We start from the raw sequence: 24,134 nt of genomic DNA on the forward strand, positions 1-24,134 counted from the left end.
GGTTTTGGAAGGATTAAGGAAAAATAAGTACGCCATTGACGCGGTATCGCGCATGATTGCATTCAGATTGAAAGCTATCGCTCGCCGGTAGGTCTGAATGTCACGTGCCTTGACAGCCGCGCTGGCTGTCATCCTGACGGACGGGCTGCCGGTTTTCGTCAACGAATGCCCGATTCGAACGCCATGTCCACGCTCAAGCATTCTGCTGTGTCCAGTTGCCATGCAGTGGCCCGTTGATCCGGCCGCCATGAAGACCGGCCGCGGTGCCCTTCTCACAGTGCCTTTCGACGGCCATGTTGCGTCGTTGCTGGCTGCTGTCATAGCCCTCGTCGTATTCGCGATCGACGCGCTGACGCCCCTGGATATCGCCATCGCCGTGTTCTACGTGGTGGTAGTGCTGCTGGTCGCATCGACCGGCAGCCGCTCGTCCACGATCAAAGCCGCGTGGGGCTGCGTCGTGCTGACGCTGCTCGGCTTCGTGCTGTCTCACGACAACGCCTACTCGAGCGGCGCAATTGCACGATGCGCGGTGAGCCTTCTAGCGGTCGCTACCACCTCGATACTCGCGTTGAGAAATCAGGCAGCCACGACGACCTTGCAGGAGCAGGTCGAACTGCTCAACCTCGCGCACGATGCGATCGTCGTGCATGACATGGACGACCGCATCACCTTCTGGAATCACGGTGCCGAGGCTTTGTACGGCTGGACTGCCCAGCAGGCGATCGGGCAGCCGCTTCAGGACATGACGCGGACGTCCTTCCCCGTTCCGTACGAGCAGGTTCGCGCCGAACTGCTGCGCTCTGACCGCTGGCATGGCGAACTGCAGCGCGTGCAGCCTGACGGCAGCGTCCTCCTGATTTCGAGCCGCGCGGCCTTGTGGCGCGACGCGACGGGCAATCCACGAGCCGTGCTTTCCACCAACAACGACATCACCGGGCGCCGGCACGCGGAGCAGGCGCTCGAGCGCAGTGAGGCTTTCCTGCGCGACGCCCAACGGCTGAGCCGCACCGGAAGCATCGCCGTCAGCTTGCCGGACGGGGAGATGTGGTGGTCCGACGAGGCTTACCGCATTTTCGACTATCCGCGGGAGACCGTGCCGTCGGCCGAGGCGATTCTCGCGCGCACGCACGCCGACGATCTGGCGCTTGTGCGTGGCGGCTTCGAACAGGCCGCGGGTGGCGCGCCGCTGGTCGATATCGAACACCGGCTCGTCATGCCCGAAGGTGGCGTCAAGTACGTGCGCTACGTCGCCCATCTCACGAAGACGCCGTCGGGCAGCATGGAGTATGTCGGCGCGTTTATGGATATCACCGAGACCAGGCACGCTCTGGAAGCGCTTGCGCGCTCCAACGACGAACTCGCTCACGTGACGCGGATCACGATGCTCGGTGAACTCGCCACTTCGATCGCGCACGAGGTCACCCAGCCTATCGCCGCGATTCTGGCGTGTGGTGGCGCGGCGTTGCGCTGGCTGAACCGTCCTACGCCCGACTTGAATGAAGCGCAGCAATCGATCGTCCAGATGATCCGCGACGCGAAACGCGCGGACGAGGTGATCCAGCGAATCCGCGCGATGGCAAAAAAGCGCGACCGTCTTCCGGCGACGGTAGATCTGAATGCGGTCGTCGGCGAGTCGATCGAACTGGTGCGGCGCGAACTCGAGCGTCACCGTATCGAATTGCAGGTCGACCTTGCGGAGCCTGCGCTCACCGCGTGCTGCGATCGAGTGCAGCTCCAGCAGGTACTGATCAATCTGATGATGAACAGCGTACAGGCCATGGCCGATGTCGCCGGTTCGCGCAAGCTCACGATCGCCACTCGACGGGTCGGCGACGGGCAGGTGCAGGTGATCGTGCAGGATTCAGGCACGGGTATCAGCGAAGACAACGTAGGGTGCCTGTTCAACACGTTTTTCTCGACCAAGGCAGATGGCATCGGGATGGGATTGTCGATCTGCCGTTCGATCGTCGAAGCGCACGGCGGCCGCATCTGGGCCGAATCGCCGGAAGGTGGCGGCGCGGTGCTGCAATTCATTCTGCCCGTTGGCGAAGGAAGATGTCATGAGCAGTAATTCGAACAGCAATGAGTGTGTGGACAGCGGCGGCAATGCCGGCAACACCATGGTGTATGTCGTGGACGACGACGAGTCGATGCGCAATGCCGTCAGCAACTTGTTGCGCTCGGTCGGCCTGAGCGTCGAAACCTTCGGCTCCGCGCAGGAGTTCCTCGCTTTCGACATGCCGGACGTGCCGAGCTGTCTGATCCTCGATGTCCGCCTCAAAGGACAAAGCGGGCTTGCAGTGCAGGAGCAGATGTCGGCGAGCGAGTTAGGTCTGCCGATTGTTTTCATGACCGCGCACGGCGATATCGCGATGACAGTCAAAGCGATGAAGGCCGGCGCCAAGGACTTTCTGGCCAAGCCGTTTCGCGATCAGGACATGCTGGACGCTGTCGCGAATGCGTTGGCGAGCGACGAGGCGCGCCGCGAGGCCAGCCGTTCGGTCGCGGACCTGCGCCGTTGCTACGACTCGTTAACGGCGCGCGAGCGCGAAGTCATGGCCTTTGTCGCTGCCGGTCTGATGAACAAGCAGATTGCGGCTGAAATGAACCTGAGCGAAATCACCGTCAAGATTCATCGTGGTCAGGCGATGCGCAAGATGGGCGCTCGCTCGCTTGCCGATTTCGTCTTGAAGGCGGAAGCATTGGGCATCAAGCCGCCGCGAGGCATGACGATGCAGGCGCGTAATTCGCGCACCTGAACGCACGGTAGTGCAGGTCTGCGACTGCGCGCGGTTTGCGCGTTGCGCTCGCAGACCAGACGGCTATCGGACTCATACGCAGGTATAGGCCACTCATCGCTTCTGTCCAAAGAAGCGCAGTTGCACCCACCCATTCCGACACGCTCCGGCACTCGCTCAGGCCAGGCGGGGCGCAGCGCTGCCCGGAAGCTTCGCAGCAGCACTAAACCTGGATATGAAACGATCCAACCATTGGTCATTTCAGGCAACCGTATGTAGGGCTAGCTGGACGAAGGCCCGTGCGATACCTTGGAGTCATGGCCGCACGGCTCTCAACGGCACTGTTTCAACAATTAACCGGATGACCAGATCATGATCAGTTCGTCGATGTTGTATCCCGAACCCGCGGTGGAAGTCGTCCGGAAAGGCCGGGTGAGCCGGATCGCTATGGAGCATCAATGGCGCAGTCCCGTTGACGAAGATGCCGATGCGCGGCAGCGCGGCGACATCCTTGTGTCGCGCTGGACCCGTAACGACACGCAGTCGCTCGAGGTCGTCAGTCCGGTAAGCACCACGCACCATTGCATTGCCATGAATCTCAAGTGCACGTCGCTGACGTTTTCCCATGCCGGCAAGACGCTCGTGCGCGGAAGAGTGACGGCGGGCGCCGTGCAGATCACCGCGCCGGATGTGCGTTGCAGAGCGGTGTTCGAGTCGCCGGGCGACGTGCTGCATCTGTTCGTTTCGCCGCAAGTGCTGGGCGAATGTTTCGAGGACACGTTCGACCGTCCGCATCCAGGCGAGATCCGGATCGACGATCCCAGGCTCGTACGTGACCCCGCGCTCGAACGCCTTGGTCAAGCGCTCGCCGTCTCGCAGTCGAACGATGCCGCGCTCGGCAAGGTATTCACCGACAGCGTCAGTCTCGCGATCGTGTCGCGCGTGATCGCCCGGCATTTCACGGTAACGGAACGGCAGACCCGCGAGGCGAGCGCATTGCCGTCGTGGCGCCTCAGCCGCGCAATCGAATACATCGATGCGCACCTGGCCGAGTCGATCGGACTCGCGGATATCGCCACCAGCACGGGCCTGACCCGGATGCATTTCGCGTCGCAGTTTCGTCGTGCAACCGGGATGCGTCCGCATGAATATCTGTTGCGTCGCCGGATCGACCATGCGCAGCGCCTTTTACTCGAGTCGAAGCACAACGTGCTCGACGTTGCATTGAGCTGTGGCTTCCGTTCGCAGGCTCACTTTACGACGGTGTTCAAACGTCTGGTCGGAGAGACACCGTATTGTTGGAGGATGAAAGCAAATGTCGATCGTCAAGCAGATTCACGCATTTCTGGAAGTGAGCGGAAAATTTCTCCAGCAGGCCAGGGTTGATCTGGTGAATGACGGGTGGGACACGCTGGAAGAAGTGGGTACCAAGCGGGGTGTCCGGGAAGTTGACGGCATTGCACCACTTGTTCACCCCTTCATTGGGAATGAAAGTGCGGGAGGGGGGCACTAATCCATTGCGTCATTGATATGGCACCTGACGAATTCGCCGCGATGGATCGTCGTACTTCCATTTAATCGGCTTCGGATTCTTGTTGTGCTCGCGGATATAGCGCATCAGCTTGCGGTCCAAATCTTTCACAGTGGTGAAGATGCCTGGCGCGATCACCGTCTATGCAGAATACCACCGCCTGCGCGGGCGGCCTCAGATACAGATCGATCATGTCTGCCGCCTTGGTCTCGAAGTCAGGATCATTCGAAACCATCTGCGTATCGAGTCGATGGGGGCGCACACTGTGCTTGTGCCAGATGCGCTGCATCGTCGAGGCGCCCACATCGCGCGGAGCCGCCGCAAGCTTATAGCTGCTCCGATTGGCGTGCATACAGGCCTGCAAGCCGCTCGGCAAAAAACCGACTCGACCAACAGGTAATGAAGCGGGAATCACATCGCAGTCGCTGCATGACCGCCTCAGGTGCTTCTCCTTCGTCGAGCATCAAGATCAGCCGGGTACGCCGCGCGTCCGCTGTGCGCACCGTTTGGCTACGAGTCGCCGACAGCAATTGTTTGCGCTCAAGCGTGGTCAAGTTCGTCTTTCCATGCGCTCCATTGAATACCAGGCCAGGTGCTTTTTCAATGACGCAATGGACTAGCGTTATTGGCATTCAAAACGCCAGCGTGATGCCGGCGTATGGACAGGACGGCGCCTGAGCGCGACCGCCCCGGTTATTAAAGGGCAAAACTGACACAGGAGTGCAATCATGCTGACGAAAGCGCGTGTTACCGATCCGTGGCTGCAGACCCTTGGATTATTGTCTGTGCTGTCGGGTGATATGAGCACGGGTTCCGACGGAGTAGCCGCTGCTGCAGCTCGCTGTGGGCGCAAAGTGTCCCACCTGCCGGTGATGGGGGAGCGCTTCGATGTGCTGGTGCATGTGATCGACCGCCCGACGCAGTCGACCGCAACAGTCGTCTGGCGGGACTCGACGCTCTGCTCATATGGCGATCAGGTTTGGCACTTCAGCCGCGCGCGGGCGGCCGGCGTTTGCGCGATGAGTGGGCGAGCGATTCAGCCCGGGGACGCGATTTATAAGCCGAGACCTTGCTGGCCGGCGCCGCTTAATGCGGGGGCGATGATCTTGAGGAGTGTGCTTCATGAGGCGCTTCGGGTTTGAGGTCCTGGGGTCCTGCGGTTTTGCTGTGATGTGTGGAAAAGATAAAGGCGCGAATATTTTCGCGCCTTTTTGTGTGGCACAGAATGCCCTCACTCATTGCGCCTTTGAGGACGCGTCCGGTGGGGCCCGCGTAACGCCGATGTATTACTTGATGCTCGTCTGGCGCAGCGCAATCGAGTATCAGGCATACCGATTCCAGGCTCTCCGGCAAACGCCTCATCGAGTTTGAAATCGTGTTCATCAGCCAGTACCACAGCCATGCGATTAGCCAGAAGCCGGGTTAGCGTGTCTGGCGCAACGGTGTACTCGATCATCTGTTGCAGATCCGCGTCGTAGGTCGGAACCATGCAATACGGCAGATGTCTGGCGATTCATGCCCCAATGGACATAGCGAGAACGCAGAGACGGCGGGCCGCGAGAGAAGTGCGGTCCCGCCAAGAAACAGCAAACTTCCCTCACCAGGTGAAGAAGAAAAGCTCACTCACCAGCGTGCACCCCGCCCACCACCTTCCCGCGAAAAATATAATACTGGTACAGGTTATAACCAATCATCACCGGGAAAATCAGCCCAATCCCGATCAACATGAACACCAGCGTCGAGGTATCAGACGCGGCCTCAACAATACCAAGCTTGCCCGGCACAAAATCCGGAAAGAGGCTAATTGCAAGTCCAGCAAACGACATCACAAACAACGCCACCGAGGCGCGAAACGGCCCTGCCGAACTGCCCAGATACAGCGACGCCATGATGTACGCAAAAGCGAGGGCCGACGCCAACCCCAGCGCGATCAGCACGTGAAACACGCCTGGCTGGGTCCAGCGATCATGTCCCACCTCGCTGATAAACCATGTTGCGGCGGTCAGCACGAGAGCCGCAGCCACAGTGATCAATGCGCTCAGCAATGAGAGGCGCCGTGACCATTGCTCGAGCGAGCCCTCGGTCTTCTTCACGAGATAGGTCGAGCCGAGCAGCGAATAGCCGGCTACCACGCCGATCGCGGACACAGCGATGAACACGCTGCTTAGCTCGCCCGGAATCAACCCCGTGATCACCTTGCCGAGTATCACGCCTTGAGCGATCGCGGCGGCAAGGCTTCCGATGCCGAACACCTTGTCCCACACCGGGCCATGCGGCACGCTATGACGGAATTCGATCGCGGCGCCACGCATGATCAATCCTGCAATCAGAAGCATCACCGGCAAATAGAGATCCTGAAGCAGCAAGGCATACGCTGCGGGAAACGCGCCGAACAGGGCGCCGCCGAGCACGACGAGCCAGGTTTCGTTCGCGTCCCAGACGTGGCCGATGGTCTGCACCATCACGTCGTGATCCTCGCGACGTTTGCGCAGCAGGCTGAGTATGCCGATGCCGAGATCGAAGCCATCAGTGACGACGTAGAACACCAGCATCAGTCCAATCAGACCGAACCAGGTGATGGCGAGCATCGTGTGAGTGGAGCTGTCCATGGGATTTCCTCGCAACGGGAATGATTTAGTACTCGGTGACGGTAGCGGCTGCCTCCGCTTTGACGGCCGCGGGCGGATTCAGCTTGAGGTCGGGACCGGTGCGCAACCAGTTACGCGCGAGCACGAAGAACGTAGCGAGCAGCACGGCATAGAAAGCAAAGAACATAGCCATGCTCAAACTGACCGATGAAGCCGCCACGGTCGACACCGCGTCCTTCGTGCGCAGCAAGCCGTAGACAACCCAGGGTTGGCGTCCTACTTCCCGCACGATCCAGCCGGCTTCCACTGCGACATAGGGCAGTGGAATCCACAGCACCCAGGCGAGCAGCAGTTTGCGCTGCTCGAGAAGTCGTTCGAGATTGCCACGCGTTTTGCGCAACACGTAGGCGGTCCAGAACGCCAGCGCCATCAACGCAAAGCCGATTCCGGCCATCACGCGGAACGCGTAGTAGAGCAGGGGAAGCATCGGCGGCTGGTCGGCCGGCGCGAAGTCGTGGAGACCTTTGACCTCGCCGTCCAGCGTGTGAGTGGCGAGAATGCTCAGCATGCCTGGCACTTCGAGCGACCAGTCGTTGCGCTGTTCCTTTTGGTTCGGCCACGCCAGCAGCGACCATGAAGCGGCGGTGCCCGCCTTGTTGGTGGTCCAGTGTCCTTCGATTGCGGCGCCTTTGGCCGGCTGCGTCGCGAACACGCTGCCGCCGCTCGAATCGCCAAGCCAGATCTGGATCGGCGCTACGAACACGAGCACCAGCAAAGCGATCTTGAACGAACGTTCAAAGAACTCAGGGTTGCGCCGTTTGAACAGATTCCACGCGGAAATGCCGGCGATCACAAACATGCCTGTTTCGATCGCCCCGACCCACATGTGCGTCACACCCCAGACCATATCCGGATTGAAGATCGCGGCGGCATATTCGGTCACGATGATCTTGCCGTTCTCGACCGTCACGCCAGCCGGTGTCTGCATCCACGAATTGGCGACCATGATCCAAAATGCTGAGATGCTGGAGCCGAGCGCGACCATCGAGGTGGCGAACAGATGCACGCCGCGCGGCACGCGCCCCCAGCCGAGCAGCATTACGCCGATGAAACCTGCCTCGAGCATGAAGGCCATCGCGCCTTCAAAGCCGAGAATATTGCCGAAGAACTGTCCGCTGTAACGCGAGAAGTCTGCCCAGTTAGTGCCGAACTGAAATTCCATCGGGATACCGCTGACCACGCCCACCGCGAAGTTCAGCACCAGTAGCTTGCTCCAGAAGCGCGCGTGCCGGTAATAACCAACGTTGCCGGTGCGCAGCCACAAGACTTCGATCAGGACCAGGAATGCCGAGAGACTGATTGTCAGAATCGGCCACAGGATGTGAAAAATAGCCGTCATCGCGAACTGCGCGCGTGACAGGTCGAGTACATCACTGAGATGCATGATGAGCTCCCGTGGCGCCGATGATGGCGGCCTGATGAGTGGAATCGGGGCCGACCGCCGCGGCGCGCGCGATCTTCACTGGCACGGATTTGTAGGAAGGGGTACGGCTTTTCGGATCAAACGCGTAGAGCGCCACGAGTGGATTCGCTTCCGGGTAATAGGCGCCGCAGCACCCGTCGGGCAGCGAATATTCGACCACCTTGAAACTGCGGATCACGCGCTCGATCCCGTCGGTGGACACCGCGAACACATCGACCCGTTCGCCCGGATGCAAATCGCGCTTCTTCAATTCACGCGGGTTCATGAAGATGACGTCGCGCTGGCCAAACACGCCACGATAACGGTCCGAATGCGAGTACAGGGTCGTGTTGTACTGGTCGTGGCTGCGCATGGTGGTGAGCCACAGCGCATCGTGATCGCTTTGAACCGGGTCTTCGTCGAGTCCTTTGAAGACGAGGAAATTTGCGCGGCCGGTCGGAGTGGCCCAGACGCGTTCGCGAGCGCTCGAGGCGAGATGGAAGCCACCCGGCACACGAATGCGCTCGTTGTACGCCTGAAAGATCGGATAGACGATTTCGATCTTGTCGCGAATGCGGTCATAGCTCGCAACGAGATGCTCCCAGTCGACGTGTGAGTGGGGTCCCAGCGTCGCGCGCGCAATGCCGGCAACGATCGCCGGTTCGCTCTTGAGATGCGGCGATGCAGGTTCGTTGCGGCCGCTGGAGGCATGCACCATCGACATCGAATCTTCGACCGTAATCGACTGTGGACCGTCGGCCTGAATGTCGATCTCGGTTCGCCCGAGGCACGGCAGAATCAACGCCTCCTTGCCGTGTACCAGGTGACTGCGATTCAGTTTGGTGGCGATGTGAACGGTCAGGTCGAGCTTGCGAATCGCTGCCTGCACCCGAATCCAGTCTGGTACGGCGGCCGCGAAATTACCGCCGAGCGCCATGAAGACTTTAGCTTCGCCTCGCATCATCGATTCGATCGTGGCGATCACGTCATGGCCGTGTGCCGCGGGCGCCTGGAAGCCGAAGGCTCGTTCGATCCCGTCGATCAAGGCCGCCGAGGGCTTCTCCGTGATGCCAACGGTGCGGTTGCCCTGCACGTTCGAATGTCCGCGCACAGGGCACACGCCGGCGCCCGGGCGGCCGATATTGCCGCGCAGCAGCGCCAGATTGGCGACTTGCTGAACATTCTCGGTGCCACGATGATGCTGCGTGAGTCCCATGCCGTACACGAGGATCACGTTCCTGGCCTTCATGTAGATGTCGGCGGCGTTGTGAATATCGGCGCTCGACAGGCCGCTTTGCTGCAGGATCGCGTCCCAGCTGGTCGCGCGCAGGTCGGCGAGCAGATCGTCGATGCCGTGCGTATGGCTCTCGATGAAATCGATATCGAGCACACGCGGCGCGTCGTCGGCGAGCGCTGCATCGTCGGCTTCGATGACAGCTTTCATCATGCCCTTGAGCACGGCGACATCCCCGCCCACTCGAACCTGATAGAGAAACGAGCTGATCTGCGTGAAGCCGAGCGTGGCCATTTCCATCGGATTTTGCGGCGAGGCGAAGCGTTCCAGCGCTCGTTCGCGAAACGGATTGAACGACACGATCTTCGCGCCGCGCCGCGAGGCGCTATGCAGATCGCTCATCATGCGCGGGCTGTTGGTGCCGGGATTCTGGCCGAAGATGAAAATCGCGTCGGCTTCTTCGAAGTCATCAAGCAGCACGGTGCCTTTGCCGACGCCGATCGACTCGGGCAGGCCGACGCTGGTCGCCTCGTGACACATGTTCGAGCAGTCGGGAAAGTTGTTCGTGCCGAACTCGCGCACGAATATCTGGTAGAGAAACGCGGCTTCGTTCGACGCCCGTCCCGAGGTATAGAAGTCCGCCTGATCGGGGCTGTCGAGACCGTTCAGGTGCTTCGCGATCAGCGCGAAGGCGTCTTCCCATTCAATCGCCCGATAGCGGTCGGAGGCTTCGTCGTAGGCCATCGGGTGGGTCAGACGGCCGGCCATTTCGAGGTCGTAGTCGTCCCAGGCCGTCAACTCCGAGACGCTGTGCGCGTCGAAGAAGTCTGGCGTACAGCGAAAGGCGGTGGCTTCCCACGCCACGGCCTTGGCCCCGTTCTCACAGAATTCGAATGACGACGTGTGCTTCGCATCCGGCCACGCGCAACCCGGACAGTCGAAACCTTCCGGCTGGTTCATGCGAAGAAGCGTTTTGGCGCCGGAGACGGCTACGCCCTGCAGCGCGAGCGCCTCGCCGGTCGCCTTCAGCGCACCCCAGCCGCCGGCGGGGTCGCTGTAGATGCGTATGGACTTTCGTTTGGGCATAGCTCTTTCCCTAGTGTTTCGTTGAGGAACATGAGGTGGAAGCATCGGGCGTCGTAGAGAAAGGCTCTTGTTCAAATGCCCTTCCATTTCAGATTCGCACGCCGGATTCGACGCGCTTCATTGACATGGCGACGGTACATCGACGGTCCACGGGAGATACATCGCCTCACGCCGTGCATTTTCGAAACGTCGCAGGCGATTTCAGAAGTTCGGTGGTTCATGCCGGCAAATAATGGCTTCGCCCGGCGAGATCACGTGAAGTTGGCGCGGCGCCGCCGGGTTCCTCGCGATCCATAGCACGCCAACACCTGAGGCTCACTGGAGTACCACCATGCGATACCTGGACGATTCACACCGCGACTTCAATGGCAGCGATCTCGGGTTTGTGCCGGGCACCGAGCGGGCCGACGCAACCGACTGGCGTATCCACGCCCCAGCGCCCGCCGAACCTGCCGACACGCCTGCGTTGGGACGGTGGACGCGCCGCGTCGTCATCGCGACCGCGATCTGGTCAGTCTTCGAGTTGCCGTTTGAAATGTGGGTCAGCCCCTCCACGCGCGAGGCGGTGGCCTGTGTTACGGCGAAGCTGCTATGGGTCGCTCTGGTGGGCTTTGTTCTCGCAGGTAGTCGCGTGGCGCGCATCGCCTACGCTTTTCTGTGCACGATCGGTCTGATGGCGGTGGCGTTCGGACTCCCCGCGGAATATCGGGTGTTTCCGCTGGGGTTCGTGCTGTCTTCAACGGAATGCGTGTTGAAAGCGACAGCGTTCGTATGCCTCATGTCAGCAGGTATCTACCCGGACGAGGACTGATTGGCAAGCCGCTGCGGCAGCGCTGCTGTTTCTCCTTCGACGAGCGGCTCAGGCCGCTCGTGCCCTGTCTAATGCCATCAGCGCGCGCGTCATCGCATAGGCGCGGTGAACCGCGGCTTCGAACGCGCGTTCTTCGCCAAGACGTCTTCCGTCAACTTCGACCACCCAGCGTATCCCGTCGTGCGCACAGACGAGACGCCGATCGTGCATCAAATCCGCATACCAGCGCCAGACCTTCGGGTCCGCGATGGCTACCGTCGGCGCGGCCCGTTTCAGCATTGCCTGTCCCTGCGATTCGTTGATCATGGAATACCTCCGGTGACTGACGTGTGGGCGGTTGAAGTTGAGAGACGGTTCACGTCCAGTTCTTCCAGTCTTGAATCTTCCTGTAGTAGCCGAACGTGCCCCTATCCCGATGCGGCATGCCCAGCCTGACGAAGCCGATCTGTGCCTGTCCCGGCCCCTTGTGCGCAGAGGTTCCGACGCATTGAAGCGGCCACGAAGATTGCGTTGCCTGCTGAGATTGACGGTGAGATCCAGGCTGCGACTGAGGCGACGCAACAGCCGCATTGCCTGCCTCAATCGCAAACCGTTCGAGTGGCAACTGGGTGTCGCGGTCCACTCGGTTGAGCGCCTGCACGAAGCCAAGAGTGGGCGGCGGCCGCGACGCACCCCACACGGCGATTGCGACGCAGACAGCGGCGGCCACAGAGCCGCAGGCGGGTGGAAGCCAGATTACTTTTTTGGCCCGCATGATGTGTTCTCCTGGCGCCGACCGCAATGGGCTGCGCAAGTTAATCGGTAGGTGACGGGTTTCCATGCCCAGTATCGTGTCGAGTCCTGGCACGATCTTTCACGGCAGCACGGTGGCTTGTCGATTCGCACGCAGGAAGCAGCCTCGGCGCAAACCCGCAGTTCAAGGGGGAAAGTCATGCCTGGCGGGCGATTCAGCCCGACGCATGAGAGCGTTATACATTGGTGTGATGCCGCGATGGCGGCTGAACGCAGCGAAGGCCGCCCTGGCGTGGGTTCGGCCCGCCATGGTCGCTATCGGGGGCGCCTTGAGGGTGGCCATCGTATCCCTATGGATAATAGTTTCGGATGACTTTCCCAACTAATATGCCTTCAACGACGCGAAGCCCGCACCCTCCGCGTCGATGCAATAGATTAAGTCTCACGATGTGGCCGTCCCGCTAATTAACCAGGCGCGAGTGCAGCATGATAAAGATCGGTCGAGTAACAGTGTCGCTGGAACAGCGTGAGGTGTATGTGGAGGACCGGCTGCTTCAGGTCGGATCCCGCGCCTTCGATATCCTCGAACTGCTGATCCGGGCAGAGGGACAAACGGTCACGAAAGACGAGATCCTTCGGCATGTGTGGCCTAAGTCGGTGGTGGAGGAAAACAATATCCACGTGCAGCTATCGGCGGTCAGGAAGATTTTTGGTGCCGACAGCCAGGTGATTCGCACCATTTCCGGGCGAGGCTACCGATTGACAATTCCAGTCGTGACGCATGAGCCGGTGGGCTCGTGCGCAACTGCTCCGGCCGAACAGACGGTCGCCGCAAGTCTGAACGGCTTGCCGGTCTGCCACGCACCGTTGATCGGGCGCGATGAGGCAATTGCCGACATCACCCGCGCGCTGAAGGGCGCGCCGATCGTCACGCTGCTCGGCCCGGGCGGCATCGGCAAGACGCAACTCGGCATTGCGGTGGCTCGCTCTATCGCGGCTGCGGCGGGCATGGACGTGTGCTTTATCACGCTGGCCTCGGTGGACAACGCGCAGAGCGTGGTCGGCACCGTCGCCGCAGCGCTAGGGGTAGGGCGCGCGGATGGCGACATCCCGCTTCAATCGCTGGTTGCCGCGATACGGGGTCGCAAGCTGCTGGTCTTGCTGGACAATTGTGAGCACGTGATCGAGTCGGCGGCAACCGTTTGCGAAACGCTCGTTCAGGCGAGCGCAGATCTCCGCATTCTGGCGACGAGCCGTGAACCGCTGCGCACGCGGGATGAAAAGTTCTACTGGGTCGCGCCGCTCGAGACGCCCGAGGTCCACGCGAGCGCACAGGAGATTCTCGCCTGCAGTTCGGTCAGGATGTTCCTGGCGCAGATGAACGCGCTCAACACAGTGGTCGAGCACGACCGCGGCAGTCTCGAGATGGTTGCGACGATCTGCCGCCGGCTCGACGGCGTGCCGCTAGCCCTCGAACTGGCGGCGGCGCGGGCGGCTGTCTTTGGTATTCGCAAGCTGGTCTCCGAACTCGACGACCGCTTCCAGTGCCTGACGGGCGGTCGCCGGACCGCGCCTGCGCGGCAGCAGAGCCTGGAGGCTGCGCTAGACTGGAGCTATCAGCTTCTCAGCGTGACGGAGCGTGTGGTGCTGCAGCGGCTCGGCGTTTTCGCGGTGAGATTTTCACTGGAGGCCGCGTGTGCCGTTGCCGCCTGCGGAAAGCTGTCGCGTAACGAAGTGACGGAAGCGATTGTAGGCCTCGCCTCTAAGTGTTTCCTCATGACGACCTTCGACAGCAAAACCAAGGAATACTTTTTGCTGGAAACAGCGCGCGAATATGCGTTGCGCAAGTTGTACGAATCGGACGAGGCGGACGAGGTGCTGGCGCGACAAGCGACCTGTCTGGCACCGGATTATGAGCAGCCGTATGGGCGGGTTTTCGGGGTTGCAGCGCTTGGCGTCGAGCCTTTGATAGAGGCCGTCGCGGGGCGATGAGAGCGGGTTTGAACGCAGTCTGGAAGGGCACTTCCGGCATTGGGGCTCGTGTACCATGACGGCACTCGAATCGCATTTTTAGTGGAATCTGGAATGCCTGTTCCTTCGGAACTCGAACCGATGGTATACGTGATTGACGACGAAGAAATGGTGCGTGATGCGCTCGTGCGCCTGTTGCGTTCGGCGGGCATCAACGCGAGAGGGTTTGCGTCGGCCACCGAGGTGTTGTCGCAAGAATGGCCGAGCGTGCCAATGTCCGTCGTGCTGGATATGAACCTGAAATCCGCCAGTGGCTTCGACGTGCAAAGCCAGCTCGCGCAGAAGGGCGTGCAGGTGCCCATCATATTTCTGACCGGCCATGGGTCGATTCCGATGTCGGTGCGGGCGATCAAGGCGGGGGCGCATGAGTTTCTCACCAAGCCGATCGACGATGAAGAACTGCTCGGGGCAGTCAGGCGAGCACTGGCTCAGGACGAGGCCAACCTCGCCGAGCGTGCGTTCAACGCGGACGTGCTGCAGCGAGCCGCATTGCTCACTCCGCGTGAAATGGAAGTGTTTGAACTCGCGGTGGAAGGCAGGATGATCAAGCACATGGCGCACGAACTTGGCACGCAGGAGGTGACGGTGAAGGTTCACAAAGGGAGGGTGATGAGCAAGATGCAGGCAAAGACGCTCATCGATCTCGCCAGGATGTGGGAAGTGATACGCCGGACGCGATGAGTATCCTGAAGCAGTAAGATATCGCTCCGGATATCTTTCTCTGTTGCTACGTCGGCGCAATTGGAGTATTGGCAGCTATGAGTTTTGTTTGCATCGTCGACGATGACGCCTCGGTCCGCAGTGGTGTCGGGAATCTCCTTAAGTCCGTGGGTTATACGACTGTGACGTTTTCATCGGGCGAGGACTTCCTCGCTTCCTCGATGGTTGACGATGCGCTGTGCGTTTTGCTCGATATGCGAATGCAAGGCATGCAGGGCCTTGAAGTACAACGTCAACTGAACGCGGAACATAGAAATATTCCTGTGGTATTCATGTCGGCGCATGGCGACGACGACACAATACAGCGGGCCATGCAGCACGGTGCGGTCAGTTTTCTGCGCAAACCCTTTGCGGAAGAGGTGCTGCTTGATTCAATCGAACTTGCTATTGAACGCAAGACCGCGGCGGACTGAGCACGCAATCGGCCGCTCCCAGCCATCCTTCCGGTTTTGGAGCATTCGGTGCGGTGCAGCAGGCGGCTGCAATTGCGCCGGTTGTAGCCAGGGCATTGTCAAACCATTGCTGGGGATCGGCACCCTGATCCAATTTTCTCGGAGTGCCGTTGTTAGGACGCGGCCTTGAAAAATAGGCGAGATAGCTCGTATGGCGCACTGCGATCGGCGCGTGCTCGCCTTCCGCGTTCAACTTCTCGAACGCATTGGCGCGCGTTGTCTGCGAAAGTCGATACTTCCTTGCCGGCCCGTCTGGCTCAAAGTTGACGAGCGACTTCGCCACCAGATCGGTAATGCCGTTGATCGCATCCACTACGGCGTAACTCTCGTCGCAAACCACTGCGCACATTGCATCGAAAGTAAAGGTGCCTCTGAACATTGCGAGACGCCGAAACAGTAACCGATTGCACGGACTCAGCGTGGAGAAGCTCCAGTCGAATACGGCGCGCAGGATTGATGGCCCGGTAAAGCGGTCCGGTAACCTCCCGTTAGTAAAGCAAAACGGCCGCGCAAACAGTGATGGACGCCAGCTACGCGGAGGGCTGCGACTCGTGCCGCAGCCAGTTGATCTCGCCGACGAGATGCACGTCCTCTCCGACAGCGTCCAGATCTCCTCGAAATCTCTTGCTGCGCTGTAAGAAAGCGTGACCGCTGAACAACGCAAAATCTCCGTAACTGTCGAACCCGGAGGCGGGACATCGAGTGGCTCGACCCTGTAGATCGTTTCCGGCATAACGCGAAGTGATACGCGGCTCGTCACAAGCACATACAGAGGCCCGATTTTTGTCACGAGCGTTTCGACAATCGGCGCAACAGCGTCGACCACGTGCCCGGCGTTATCAAGCACAACCAGGATGCATTTGCCGGAGAGCGCTGCAACGGACGTGGCCATAGTGCCTCGGCCTGTGCCGCTATGAAACCTTATAGCGAGCTTCACAAGTTCGTCATGAAGTGAGCCGGCATTATGGTGACGGCGGTCCCCGGTGCATGCGTTTCGCGCGGCATGGTGGATCGCTGGCGGACAGCGTTTTCCGGCTGCTTCGCGAGCGGCTCAATCAGTTCGGGCAAGACCGCAGTCACGGCAGCGCGCAGACGTAGCTCGCTAGTTTTGTCCACTGTGCCGGGGGGCTGTTTCTGTAGCGCCGTAATAGCTTGCGCGGCGCGTGTACGGCATTCGTCGACGAGTCCCGCGTCGAGCAGCGCGCCAGTCAATTCCAGCGCCAGTTCGAGCCCAGCCTGCGGATCACCTTCGGCACAATACGCCCAGTCGAAGGCGCTACGGGCGTCGTCGAGTATCTGTTGCAAGTGCGGCAGACTACTCGATCCTGTCTCCACGCATTCCTTTGCGCTCCAGGCATGCGTCTGAAGGCACCGCGACAGATAACGCGAATTCCGCGTGATGATTTCGCGCAACTCTCCTTCGGCTTTGAGCCTTTCGAGCGCATAGGCGCGGGTCGATTCCGAGAGTCGGTATCTCGCCGCGGCACCTTCGAACTCGACGTTGACGAGTGATTTAGCCACCAGATCGGTAATGGCGCCGATCGCATTGGCTGTCGTAATCTGCTGGTCGCAAACTGCCGCACACATCGATTTGAAAGAAAACGCGTTGCCAAATAGCGCGAGACGTCGAAATACCGCTTGCGTGGCGGGGTCGAGCAGCGCAAAGCTCCAGTCGAACGTGGCGCGTAGGGTTTGATGGCGCGGCAGTGCGGTCCGGTAACCACCATCCAGAATCGCCATGCGGTCGTCGAGTCGGCGGAATACGCCTTCAACGCCGAGCGCGACGACGCGTGCGGCCGCCAATTCGATCGCAAGCGGGATGCCGTCCAGCCGCCTGCAAATCTCGCCGACGAGTCTGATCTCCGAGGCATCGGTCCCGACGGTTTCCCGTAAAGAATTGGCTCGCTGCAAAAATAGCCTGACGGATGAGCACCGCCGAATGTCAGCCTCCACGGAATTGGGTGGCGGTACATCGAGCGGATCTACCCGAAAGACGTTTTCTGCCATGATCCTGAGAGGCTCCCGGCTCGTGACGAGCACACGAAGTCTGGCGTTGCAGACAACGAGGGCGTCAACGATTTGCGCGAGCACGCCAACTACATGTTCAGCGTTATCGAGCAGCAGCAGTTTGGGTTTGCCTGCGAGCATTGTCGCGAGATGCGTCACGTCGATCTGCGCGCAGGGCGCGGTGAGTCCGCAACTCTCTGCAATGGCCGACAGCACGGCTTCTTGCGTGGTCAACGCGGCGAGTTCGACAAAGCAGACCGGCTCCGTGAACTCCGACGCGCTCCGGTGGGCCGCTTCGATCGCGAGGCGCGTCTTGCCGATTCCGCCCGCGCCCACGAGCGTGACGACGTGCGCCTGCATCAGCATGGAGCGGATCATGGTCACTTCAGCGTCACGTCCCAGCAGACCCGGTCTGAGCGGCGGCAAGTGCCGTCCGCCAGTGCCGTGTGCACTCGCCACGTCAGGCCGATCAGCTTTTTTTCGGTGCACCAGTTGATAGCCGCGGCCAGGCACAGTAAGGATCAGGTCCCGGTCCGCGCCCAGCGCTTTGCGCAGCGCCGACAGATGTACCTGGATATTGTTTTCTTCGACGATCGTATCGGGCCATACTGCAGTCATCAACTCGTCTTTCGTTACCAAGCGACCGTCAGCTGAAACAATGACGGCGAGGATATCGAAGGCGCGTGAACTAAGGCGCACGACTTCGCCGGCCCGCCGCAAAGTGCGCATCTGCAAATCAATCTGAATGTTGCCTAATTCCATGATGACGTCTGCGAGGTAAGGAATTGAGCGGATAGTTGCGGATGCGGGCCAGCCGGTATGGAAGGGGGTGTTGAACGTGTCGGGCCCGCATGATGAATATAGCGAAGGCCCGGCAGTGCGTCTTGCACGAAAGTGCGATGTTTTGTAGGAAAGTCTATAGGTGCGTTGAGAGTGGGAGTCGGTCATACCAGGCGCGCTGCTCGAACTTCGTTCATGCAACCGATTCTTTTCCGTGGCTTCAACGTACAGCTTGGTTGCCGCGGCCCTGCCGTCGCCAGTTGCCGGGCGACGTGCCGACTAGTCGTGAGAATGTACGGGTGAAGTGGCTTTGATCGGCAAAGCCGCAAGCGACGGCGATTTCCGATAACGGCGAATCGGAAGTGCGCAGCAGATGGCGCGCGCGCTCGATGCGCTGTTCGAGCACCCATTGATGCGGCGTGCGACGCGTCGTTTCGCGGAACGCGCGAATGAAATAACTGCGCGACAGATTGCACGAACTCGCGATCTCGTCGAGCGAATTACTGCCGGGCGTTTTTGCGAGCAGCATGTCTTTTGCACGCGCTTCATGAAGACTCGATAACCGCCGTCGCGGGCTGACCGATTGAGTCGGCGCGCCACCGTATCGTTCGACCAGATGGGTACCGATGGTCACGCCGAGTTGTTCGATCAAGAGCGGGCTCGCGTCGTGCTGGCGATCGAGAGTGAATGCGAGTACTTGCGCCAGATAGCCGAAAATCACGTCCTTTTCGCACCGTCGTGTGGAAAAGCCACTCAATGTCGTACCGTGCTGCTCGTAGGCTATGTTTGCGATGAAAGCTTGCGAGAACTCCACTAGCACGAAATCGAAAAGTCCGTGCAGATCGGCACGGTAGTCCTCTTCGAAATTGCGAACGTAGATCGAGTCTTTCTCGAAGTCGTGCATCACCGAGCGGCCGCCCCGCATTATTCGCCGACGATGGCCATTGGTGAGCGACACGCCGATCAGAAAGCCGCGATCGGAAGCAGGCGTGACCACCTCGCTTGTTATTTCCTCACGGCGGCACTTGCGATAAAACGTGAAGTCGCCTGCCTCGAGTTCGAGGTCTTTATGCAACTGGTTGGAAAAACATCCGAGCGAGTCTTTCTTTCGTGCGGACGGCCCGGTTGAAATTCCATTAAGGTTGGACATGATCCGCCCCCTCTGATCGTCGTGCTGCATTTGACTGCCATTCGCATCGCAAAATCCAAAGACAGGTGTAGCCAGCGGGGTATCGCAATTATCTCGGAAATCCTTTACAAAAGGATATCAAATTTAGGTAAGGTGTGCATGACCTGTTTCTCGGAACACAGGCCTTTTGCTTCCAGTGAATTTCAGCGTTGAGAATTTTTCGGGACGTTGATCGCCCGACTTTTGCGTCGTGCGAGGCGACGCTTGCTCCTGCCGGGAGATTCAACTCCCAGATGTTTCTGGCTTTCTGCAAAGCTCTTCGCGCCATTCACAGATTGTTCAGAGCAAACAGTGTCATGATCTGGCTGTTTCTTCTTTCATCAAGCCACGATATCGGGTCTTTATGTAACCAAACTGCCGCTTGAGGATTCGAAATGGGTGTTCGACCTTCGCGCGGATGCCGGCTTGCAGGCGTTCAATCCGATCGTATCTCGCGTCCAGACGATCCCGTAGGTCCAACTGCCTGCGCCTGCCCGGTTTCGTCGCAACATGCCAGCGTGCCGAAGCGGACGCACATCGCTATTCTATGCCCTGATATCTCGCGTCGGCATACACATTGGATTCCTGTCCGTGCAGCAACGCTTTGGCTGCGCTGATGTCGTGAAAATTGGCCGCTGTGCCGATGACCGTGTGAACCAGACCCGACTCCGCATCAACGCCGATATGCGCTTTCATCCCGAAGTACCATTGATTGCACTTCTTCGGCTGATGTATTCCGCGTCCCGTGTTCCGGAGTCGTTCCTCGTCGAATCGGCCGCCGAAATCAGCGTGGCGTCAACGACCGAACCTGCCATGGACATCAGGCCTTTCTCGCCTGAATCTAGTTGACTAGCGCCAGACTCCGGGCGGCCAGATCGCTCGTTTCGAGCAAATGACGAAGGCGCAGATTCGTGCTCTCGTCTGGCAAGCGGGTCATGCCGCCGTCCAGCCGCACGAAGTCAGAATACAATGGTACGTCATATAGTGCTTCTTCCATTGCGGGGTCCGACAGGCCGAACCACTGCTGCATAAAATGAATCTGCAGCATCGTTGCAATTGGGAATGCCGGCCGTCCCGTCTTGCCAGCAGGATAGTACAGCCCGATCAGGGAAATCAGTCTCGTGCTGGGAACCAAGCGCCTAATCTCATCGAGAAAATTCCCACTTGCGCGAGCGTTTCGTCGACAGATCCAGCCCAAGCTGTGTCATCTCGGCTCTCGCAATTTAACTACATTGCGTCCGAGAATTGTCCACACGGTCCTCAATGCCAGGACTTTTGCAGAGATTGCTTAGTTCAGGTTTGAATATCAAACGCAATCTATTCGCGGCGTGGTTTTTTGATGAACCCCGTCAGTCGGGCCGAAGCGCTGTCCGGGGCAGGGTGAGGCTGAGTTGCGGGACAAAGATCGCGATGCGCCATTGAGTTTCTGTTGAGCGTCGTCATCAGAATTTAGCGACTATTTTTCCTCTTTGCGTCGACGTATTAACGCGAGGGACAAAACCACGACGCGGCGATGGCCTGAAGCGAAGAATTCTTCGAGCGATATCGGGATGAGCAAGACAGCTCTGGCATTCACGCTTCCGATCCTCTTGGGCAGCGGCCACGACAATATCGCCTCAGGACAATTAATAAAAATTAGCAGGCCGTTCCGAATGGGCCGTTATAATTCCCGGCGATCAAAGACGCTGGCCTTGTCGCTGTAGAACGCCACCGGCTTGCCGTGCGTGCCCAGATACTTTGACAGCGCCTCGAAATAGCTGAAGGTCGATTCGGTCTGCGTGAAGTACAGCGTCATCAGCCAACCGGTCGCATCGTCGATAAAGACCAGCAGCGTGCAGGCCGGCACCCGGTCCTCAAACCAGCGATGGTCGCTGCCGTCGATCTGGATCAGCTCGCCCAGACACGCACGGCGGTTACGTGGCTGGTGTACCTTCGGCGGGCGTTCGCGGCGCGGGATCCACAGACCCGCAGCCCGCATCAGCGTGCGTACCGTCTCCACGGCCAGCTCAATGCCATGACATTCGCCCAGCTTCTCGCACGCGAGCGTCGGCCCAAAATCCGTGTAGCGCTCCCGGATCAGCGCCAGCGCGCGCTGCGCCTTGCCGGCAGGAAGCTGGCGATTGCCGGGGCGGCCACGCTTGCCCGAGACCAGTCCAGCAACGCCGGCGGCCCGATAGCGCAGCACCAGCCGTTCGATCTGGCGCACGCTCAGGCCCAGCCGCTCAGCCGCTCAGCCGCCTGGCCTGGCTTGAGCCGCGCCTCGGTCACCGCCTGGATGACCTTGAATCGATCCACTTCGCGCATCGTCATTGTGATCGTCCCAGTCGCATTCATCGCCGGCGCTCCATGTGGATGTCCGGCACTCAACCTACACAGAACCGGACATTTCTAAAAAGCCGCAACATTCAAATCGGCGATAATTGTTATTATGTAAAATTGAGATTCACAGATGTCACATAATGAAATTGAGCTCGAATTGTCGCCAGCGGCCTACAAGAAGGTGCGGTCTCAAATCGACACGAACAATCTCAACGACACTTTTGAGACGACGCCTGAAGGAAATTATTTCTGGCGGGAGATTGCCAGCCATCATTGGTGCATTATTCAACCGACACTCGATGAGCTTGGAGTCGAGTATGGCTACAAGAACTACAACGAAACGCAGGCACGCTGGGTAACGGTGCCGGCCAAGTGAATCCAACGCTTTCGAAGATATGCAAAGCGCGCTGTGCTTTGCGGTCTAAAGACACGGCCAATAAATGGATCAAATCCGGTTGACGTTTCTGACATCAGACGACACAATAGGCCTCGGCTTCATGAGAAAGCCAGCCGGCCCGCGCAGGCGAAGCTCTGCATCTCTTCTCTCATTACGTTTAACCTCTCCGAGCACTCGGGAACTGCGGGCTATGCCTGAAGATTCCGTGCTCGAAGGAGTTAAATCGTGTCTACTCGTTACTCACGTTTGATCGCGCCCGATCGCGAAAAATTTCTCGACCTCCTGCGCCGTGAAGCGCAGAACCGGAAGAAGGCCAATCCTGGCCAAATTCTCTCGGTCTATCAGAATGAACTCGCCAAGTCCTACAGCTACAGCAACTGGTCGATGATGCATCGGCATGTCAGTCGGATGAAGCAGTCTCAGTTCGATGACTTCTGCTCCAAGGTACTGGCAAATCTGCGTACGAACGTCGCGAATATCTCGTTGCGTGAGCAGAGGCCAAAGGTGAAGTGCGCCCTGTTCTCCCCGAACATTGGATATGTCGCTCGCGAGTTTAAGGATGGCGACCCGCAAGCGATTGTCCTGGCTGACGCGACCAAGATCAAAGCCGAGATGGAATCTAACGACGTGTATTACTACAACGCCGGAAAGGTTCACATGCACAAAGGCTATTTGAAAAGCGGGCTTTTTGAGATTCCCCTTGTCGCCCCGAGGAGCGAGTATCTGCATTGGATCGAAGGCTTTCATCAGGTAAATGCGGCGATCGAGCTTGGAATGAAAGTGATCCCGGTTGGAACTTCTTTAGCTCTTGCGCAAGAACTAAAGTCGCTAGTAGGCACCGCCAATCCGACCGGCAGCCGGGAACAGTTCGACTTTTCAGGGTGCGAAGCTACAGTCATGTAGCACTTTCCCTTTGCGACGGACCTCCGTGATGCGTCGACTTGAAACGAGCGCGCACTACGCAATAGTCAAAGTATGTGCAACGTTGAGCCTGTAAAAACCTTTTGATTGCAGCGACTACGCAGAGAGAGGCACAACGGCTTATATAGAAGCTACAGGCGCAACAACTAATTTTGTTAGAAACCGGAGAACTGAATGACGATTGGCTTTGAAGTTGCAAACCTTGATGCCGCTGTAACCGAGGTGGTCCAAATGGCCGTTCACGTCGGCCAGACTGAACTGCGCAATATCGACCGATCTACGCAGGTGGATCTGAATGATCGGGAACAAGTCCGTCAATACCTGAAAGATCGCGCGAAAGCACGCTACAGCAGCGAGAAGTTGACAGCCGGAGGAATACAAATCGCGCGCATCGAAGACGTGCCGTATCGCGGCCTCGGCTTTGTGTTTGAGCAGCAAAAAGGCGTTGTAACGCATCCGCCTCTGGAGCGTGTCGACGGCGACGATGACGGCGAAATCGAATACTGTGTGGTCTTCTGGACAAACGTATCGCGCTGGTCGTAACGACCAAATTCCGTCCTACCTGAACAGGAGTGTAAGCGCGTTAGAACCTCACTGAAATGGCATCGGAATCATTCGCCTCTCACGGCCATCGTTCCGGCTGTTCGCGCGTGCGTGGAAGACGTGGTGAATTTCACTACGTCTTCCCGAAACGATGTAGGTCGCTTATATGCGGCTATGGGGTCTGTTTGATTTCCGTGCAATTCTCCGGTTAGGCAGGTAGGCACGCTTATGACTGGCGTGCCTTTGTCTCGTGGCCTGTCTAGCGCGGGCTAACCGGCGAATTGCGCCGAAATCAAATCCCCCTAGAAGGTGTTATGAACTTTCGGCCAGACCTGGTACCCTGGCGGGATGAAAAAACGCAGACCCTACCCAACGGACGTATCGGACGAAGAGTGGTACTTCGCCGCTCCGTACCTGACCTTGATGAACAAAGACGCGCCTCAGCGTCGCTACGAATTGCGCGAGATGTTCAACGCTTTGCGCTGGATTGTCCGCGCGGGTGCGCCCTGGCGCCTGCTACCCAATGACTTTCCTCCGTGGGAGACGGTCTACCAGCAAACACAACGCTGGATTCAGGCAGGCTGTTTCGAGGCGATGGTCAACGACCTGCGCTC

At 59.1% G+C, this 24,134-nt stretch carries 21 protein-coding genes and 2 pseudogenes; 12 read left to right on the forward strand and 11 right to left on the reverse strand.

Features of this window, described 5'->3' with window-relative positions; translation table 11 throughout:
* Positions 1 to 247 precede the first annotated feature (247 nt).
* The 3 genes from F4827_RS32115 (at position 248) to F4827_RS32125 (ending at position 4,124) form a co-directional block, all read left to right on the forward strand.
* Complete coding sequence (locus tag F4827_RS32115) at positions 248 to 2,071, forward strand: PAS domain-containing sensor histidine kinase (RefSeq protein ID WP_260175519.1); 1,824 nt, start codon at positions 248 to 250, stop codon at positions 2,069 to 2,071.
* Positions 2,061 to 2,759: a response regulator transcription factor gene (locus F4827_RS32120; RefSeq protein WP_183732433.1), complete on the forward strand. Its 699-nt coding sequence runs from the start codon at positions 2,061 to 2,063 to the stop codon at positions 2,757 to 2,759. Before F4827_RS32115 ends, F4827_RS32120 begins: the two co-directional genes overlap by 11 nt.
* Positions 2,760 to 3,110: 351 nt before the next feature.
* Positions 3,111 to 4,124 carry a helix-turn-helix domain-containing protein gene (locus tag F4827_RS32125; RefSeq protein ID WP_183732351.1) on the forward strand — a complete coding sequence of 338 codons (1,014 nt, stop codon included), beginning with the start codon at positions 3,111 to 3,113 and terminating at the stop codon, positions 4,122 to 4,124.
* Positions 4,125 to 4,312: 188 nt separating this feature from the next.
* Here F4827_RS32125 and F4827_RS35920 read toward each other — a convergent pair whose 3' ends face one another.
* A complete protein-coding gene (locus tag F4827_RS35920) occupies positions 4,313 to 4,684 on the reverse strand; it encodes a hypothetical protein (protein ID WP_311735612.1) in 372 nt (123 codons plus the stop codon).
* Positions 4,685 to 4,997: 313 nt separating this feature from the next.
* Between F4827_RS35920 and F4827_RS32135 the strand changes: the two genes are divergently transcribed.
* On the forward strand, positions 4,998 to 5,411 hold the full coding sequence (locus F4827_RS32135) for a DUF3331 domain-containing protein (RefSeq protein ID WP_183732348.1): 414 nt from the start codon (positions 4,998 to 5,000) through the stop codon (positions 5,409 to 5,411).
* A gap of 477 nt (positions 5,412 to 5,888) precedes the next feature.
* Here the strand turns inward: F4827_RS32135 and F4827_RS32140 are convergent, their stop codons facing one another.
* The 3 genes from F4827_RS32140 to F4827_RS32150 are packed head-to-tail and all read right to left on the reverse strand — an operon-like array spanning position 5,889 to position 10,639.
* Entirely contained in the window at positions 5,889 to 6,878 is a 990-nt protein-coding gene (locus F4827_RS32140) for a cytochrome d ubiquinol oxidase subunit II (protein ID WP_183732345.1), read from the reverse strand.
* 25 nt (positions 6,879 to 6,903) lie between these two features.
* Positions 6,904 to 8,301, reverse strand: coding sequence for a cytochrome ubiquinol oxidase subunit I (locus tag F4827_RS32145; protein WP_183732342.1), 1,398 nt, complete (start codon positions 8,299 to 8,301; stop codon positions 6,904 to 6,906).
* Positions 8,288 to 10,639, reverse strand: coding sequence for an FdhF/YdeP family oxidoreductase (locus F4827_RS32150; RefSeq protein ID WP_183732427.1), 2,352 nt, complete (start codon positions 10,637 to 10,639; stop codon positions 8,288 to 8,290). The genes F4827_RS32145 and F4827_RS32150 overlap by 14 nt, the downstream gene beginning before the upstream one ends.
* A 331-nt stretch (positions 10,640 to 10,970) precedes the next feature.
* On the opposite strand from F4827_RS32150, the gene F4827_RS32155 reads away from it, so the two are divergent.
* A complete protein-coding gene (locus F4827_RS32155) occupies positions 10,971 to 11,450 on the forward strand; it encodes a hypothetical protein (RefSeq protein ID WP_183732339.1) in 480 nt (159 codons plus the stop codon).
* Positions 11,451 to 11,498: 48 nt separating this feature from the next.
* Here the strand turns inward: F4827_RS32155 and F4827_RS32160 are convergent, their stop codons facing one another.
* On the reverse strand, positions 11,499 to 11,756 hold the full coding sequence (locus F4827_RS32160) for a hypothetical protein (protein ID WP_183732336.1): 258 nt from the start codon (positions 11,754 to 11,756) through the stop codon (positions 11,499 to 11,501).
* Between the two features lie 49 nt (positions 11,757 to 11,805).
* Complete coding sequence (locus tag F4827_RS32165) at positions 11,806 to 12,270, reverse strand: hypothetical protein (RefSeq protein WP_183732333.1); 465 nt, start codon at positions 12,268 to 12,270, stop codon at positions 11,806 to 11,808.
* Positions 12,271 to 12,668: 398 nt separating this feature from the next.
* Here F4827_RS32165 and F4827_RS32170 point away from each other — a divergent pair, with 398 nt between their 5' ends.
* From F4827_RS32170 to F4827_RS32180, 3 genes are all read left to right on the forward strand, one after another.
* Positions 12,669 to 14,174 (forward strand): winged helix-turn-helix domain-containing protein, encoded by a 1,506-nt coding sequence (locus F4827_RS32170; RefSeq protein WP_183732330.1) that lies wholly within the window; start codon positions 12,669 to 12,671, stop codon positions 14,172 to 14,174.
* 93 nt (positions 14,175 to 14,267) lie between these two features.
* Positions 14,268 to 14,894 (forward strand): response regulator transcription factor, encoded by a 627-nt coding sequence (locus F4827_RS32175; protein WP_183732327.1) that lies wholly within the window; start codon positions 14,268 to 14,270, stop codon positions 14,892 to 14,894.
* A gap of 77 nt (positions 14,895 to 14,971) precedes the next feature.
* Positions 14,972 to 15,346 carry a response regulator transcription factor gene (locus tag F4827_RS32180; RefSeq protein WP_183732324.1) on the forward strand — a complete coding sequence of 125 codons (375 nt, stop codon included), beginning with the start codon at positions 14,972 to 14,974 and terminating at the stop codon, positions 15,344 to 15,346.
* Here F4827_RS32180 and F4827_RS32185 read toward each other — a convergent pair.
* From F4827_RS32185 to F4827_RS32205, 5 genes and pseudogenes are all read right to left on the reverse strand, one after another.
* Positions 15,318 to 16,277, reverse strand: coding sequence for a hypothetical protein (locus F4827_RS32185; protein ID WP_183732321.1), 960 nt, complete (start codon positions 16,275 to 16,277; stop codon positions 15,318 to 15,320). The genes F4827_RS32180 and F4827_RS32185 overlap by 29 nt on opposite strands.
* A gap of 41 nt (positions 16,278 to 16,318) precedes the next feature.
* The gene (locus F4827_RS32190; protein WP_221303900.1) at positions 16,319 to 18,154 is read right to left on the reverse strand and encodes a winged helix-turn-helix domain-containing protein; all 1,836 of its coding nucleotides are present in this window, start codon (positions 18,152 to 18,154) and stop codon (positions 16,319 to 16,321) included.
* Positions 18,155 to 18,392: 238 nt separating this feature from the next.
* Positions 18,393 to 19,322, reverse strand: coding sequence for a helix-turn-helix domain-containing protein (locus F4827_RS32195; RefSeq protein ID WP_183732422.1), 930 nt, complete (start codon positions 19,320 to 19,322; stop codon positions 18,393 to 18,395).
* A 307-nt stretch (positions 19,323 to 19,629) separates the two neighbouring features.
* Positions 19,630 to 20,548: pseudogene (locus tag F4827_RS32200) on the reverse strand (IS5 family transposase).
* Between the two features lie 470 nt (positions 20,549 to 21,018).
* Positions 21,019 to 21,674, reverse strand: a pseudogene (locus F4827_RS32205) (ISNCY family transposase); the annotation flags it as partial.
* 115 nt (positions 21,675 to 21,789) lie between these two features.
* Between F4827_RS32205 and F4827_RS32210 the strand changes: the two are divergent.
* The 4 genes from F4827_RS32210 to F4827_RS32225 all read left to right on the forward strand — a co-directional run.
* Entirely contained in the window at positions 21,790 to 22,035 is a 246-nt protein-coding gene (locus tag F4827_RS32210) for a hypothetical protein (protein ID WP_183732318.1), read from the forward strand.
* A gap of 246 nt (positions 22,036 to 22,281) precedes the next feature.
* On the forward strand, positions 22,282 to 22,959 hold the full coding sequence (locus tag F4827_RS35680) for a hypothetical protein (RefSeq protein WP_260175518.1): 678 nt from the start codon (positions 22,282 to 22,284) through the stop codon (positions 22,957 to 22,959).
* 192 nt (positions 22,960 to 23,151) lie between these two features.
* Positions 23,152 to 23,520 (forward strand): hypothetical protein, encoded by a 369-nt coding sequence (locus F4827_RS32220; RefSeq protein ID WP_183732314.1) that lies wholly within the window; start codon positions 23,152 to 23,154, stop codon positions 23,518 to 23,520.
* Between the two features lie 348 nt (positions 23,521 to 23,868).
* Positions 23,869 to 24,134, forward strand: a 266-nt coding sequence (locus F4827_RS32225; RefSeq protein WP_183732310.1) for a transposase, incomplete at its 3' end; no start/stop codon positions are given.

Source organism: Paraburkholderia bannensis, from assembly GCF_014200455.1.
GTDB lineage: Bacteria > Pseudomonadota > Gammaproteobacteria > Burkholderiales > Burkholderiaceae > Paraburkholderia > Paraburkholderia bannensis_A.

What these genes read in the sequence shown, in the direction of transcription:
- F4827_RS32115 (WP_260175519.1), top strand. Translation starts at nt 248, where the DNA reads ATGAAGACCGGCCGCGGTGCCCTTCTCACAGTGCCTTTCGACGGCCAT.
- F4827_RS32120 (WP_183732433.1), top strand. Translation starts at nt 2,061, where the DNA reads ATGAGCAGTAATTCGAACAGCAATGAGTGTGTGGACAGCGGCGGCAAT.
- F4827_RS32125 (WP_183732351.1), top strand. Translation starts at nt 3,111, where the DNA reads ATGATCAGTTCGTCGATGTTGTATCCCGAACCCGCGGTGGAAGTCGTC.
- F4827_RS32135 (WP_183732348.1), top strand. Translation starts at nt 4,998, where the DNA reads ATGCTGACGAAAGCGCGTGTTACCGATCCGTGGCTGCAGACCCTTGGA.
- F4827_RS32140 (WP_183732345.1), bottom strand. Translation starts at nt 6,878, where the DNA reads ATGGACAGCTCCACTCACACGATGCTCGCCATCACCTGGTTCGGTCTG.
- F4827_RS32145 (WP_183732342.1), bottom strand. Translation starts at nt 8,301, where the DNA reads ATGCATCTCAGTGATGTACTCGACCTGTCACGCGCGCAGTTCGCGATG.
- F4827_RS32150 (WP_183732427.1), bottom strand. Translation starts at nt 10,639, where the DNA reads ATGCCCAAACGAAAGTCCATACGCATCTACAGCGACCCCGCCGGCGGC.
- F4827_RS32155 (WP_183732339.1), top strand. Translation starts at nt 10,971, where the DNA reads ATGCGATACCTGGACGATTCACACCGCGACTTCAATGGCAGCGATCTC.
- F4827_RS32160 (WP_183732336.1), bottom strand. Translation starts at nt 11,756, where the DNA reads ATGATCAACGAATCGCAGGGACAGGCAATGCTGAAACGGGCCGCGCCG.
- F4827_RS32165 (WP_183732333.1), bottom strand. Translation starts at nt 12,270, where the DNA reads ATGGAAACCCGTCACCTACCGATTAACTTGCGCAGCCCATTGCGGTCG.
- F4827_RS32170 (WP_183732330.1), top strand. Translation starts at nt 12,669, where the DNA reads ATGATAAAGATCGGTCGAGTAACAGTGTCGCTGGAACAGCGTGAGGTG.
- F4827_RS32175 (WP_183732327.1), top strand. Translation starts at nt 14,268, where the DNA reads ATGCCTGTTCCTTCGGAACTCGAACCGATGGTATACGTGATTGACGAC.
- F4827_RS32180 (WP_183732324.1), top strand. Translation starts at nt 14,972, where the DNA reads ATGAGTTTTGTTTGCATCGTCGACGATGACGCCTCGGTCCGCAGTGGT.
- F4827_RS32185 (WP_183732321.1), bottom strand. Translation starts at nt 16,277, where the DNA reads ATGGCCACGTCCGTTGCAGCGCTCTCCGGCAAATGCATCCTGGTTGTG.
- F4827_RS32190 (WP_221303900.1), bottom strand. Translation starts at nt 18,154, where the DNA reads ATGGAATTAGGCAACATTCAGATTGATTTGCAGATGCGCACTTTGCGG.
- F4827_RS32195 (WP_183732422.1), bottom strand. Translation starts at nt 19,322, where the DNA reads ATGTCCAACCTTAATGGAATTTCAACCGGGCCGTCCGCACGAAAGAAA.
- F4827_RS32210 (WP_183732318.1), top strand. Translation starts at nt 21,790, where the DNA reads ATGTCACATAATGAAATTGAGCTCGAATTGTCGCCAGCGGCCTACAAG.
- F4827_RS32220 (WP_183732314.1), top strand. Translation starts at nt 23,152, where the DNA reads ATGACGATTGGCTTTGAAGTTGCAAACCTTGATGCCGCTGTAACCGAG.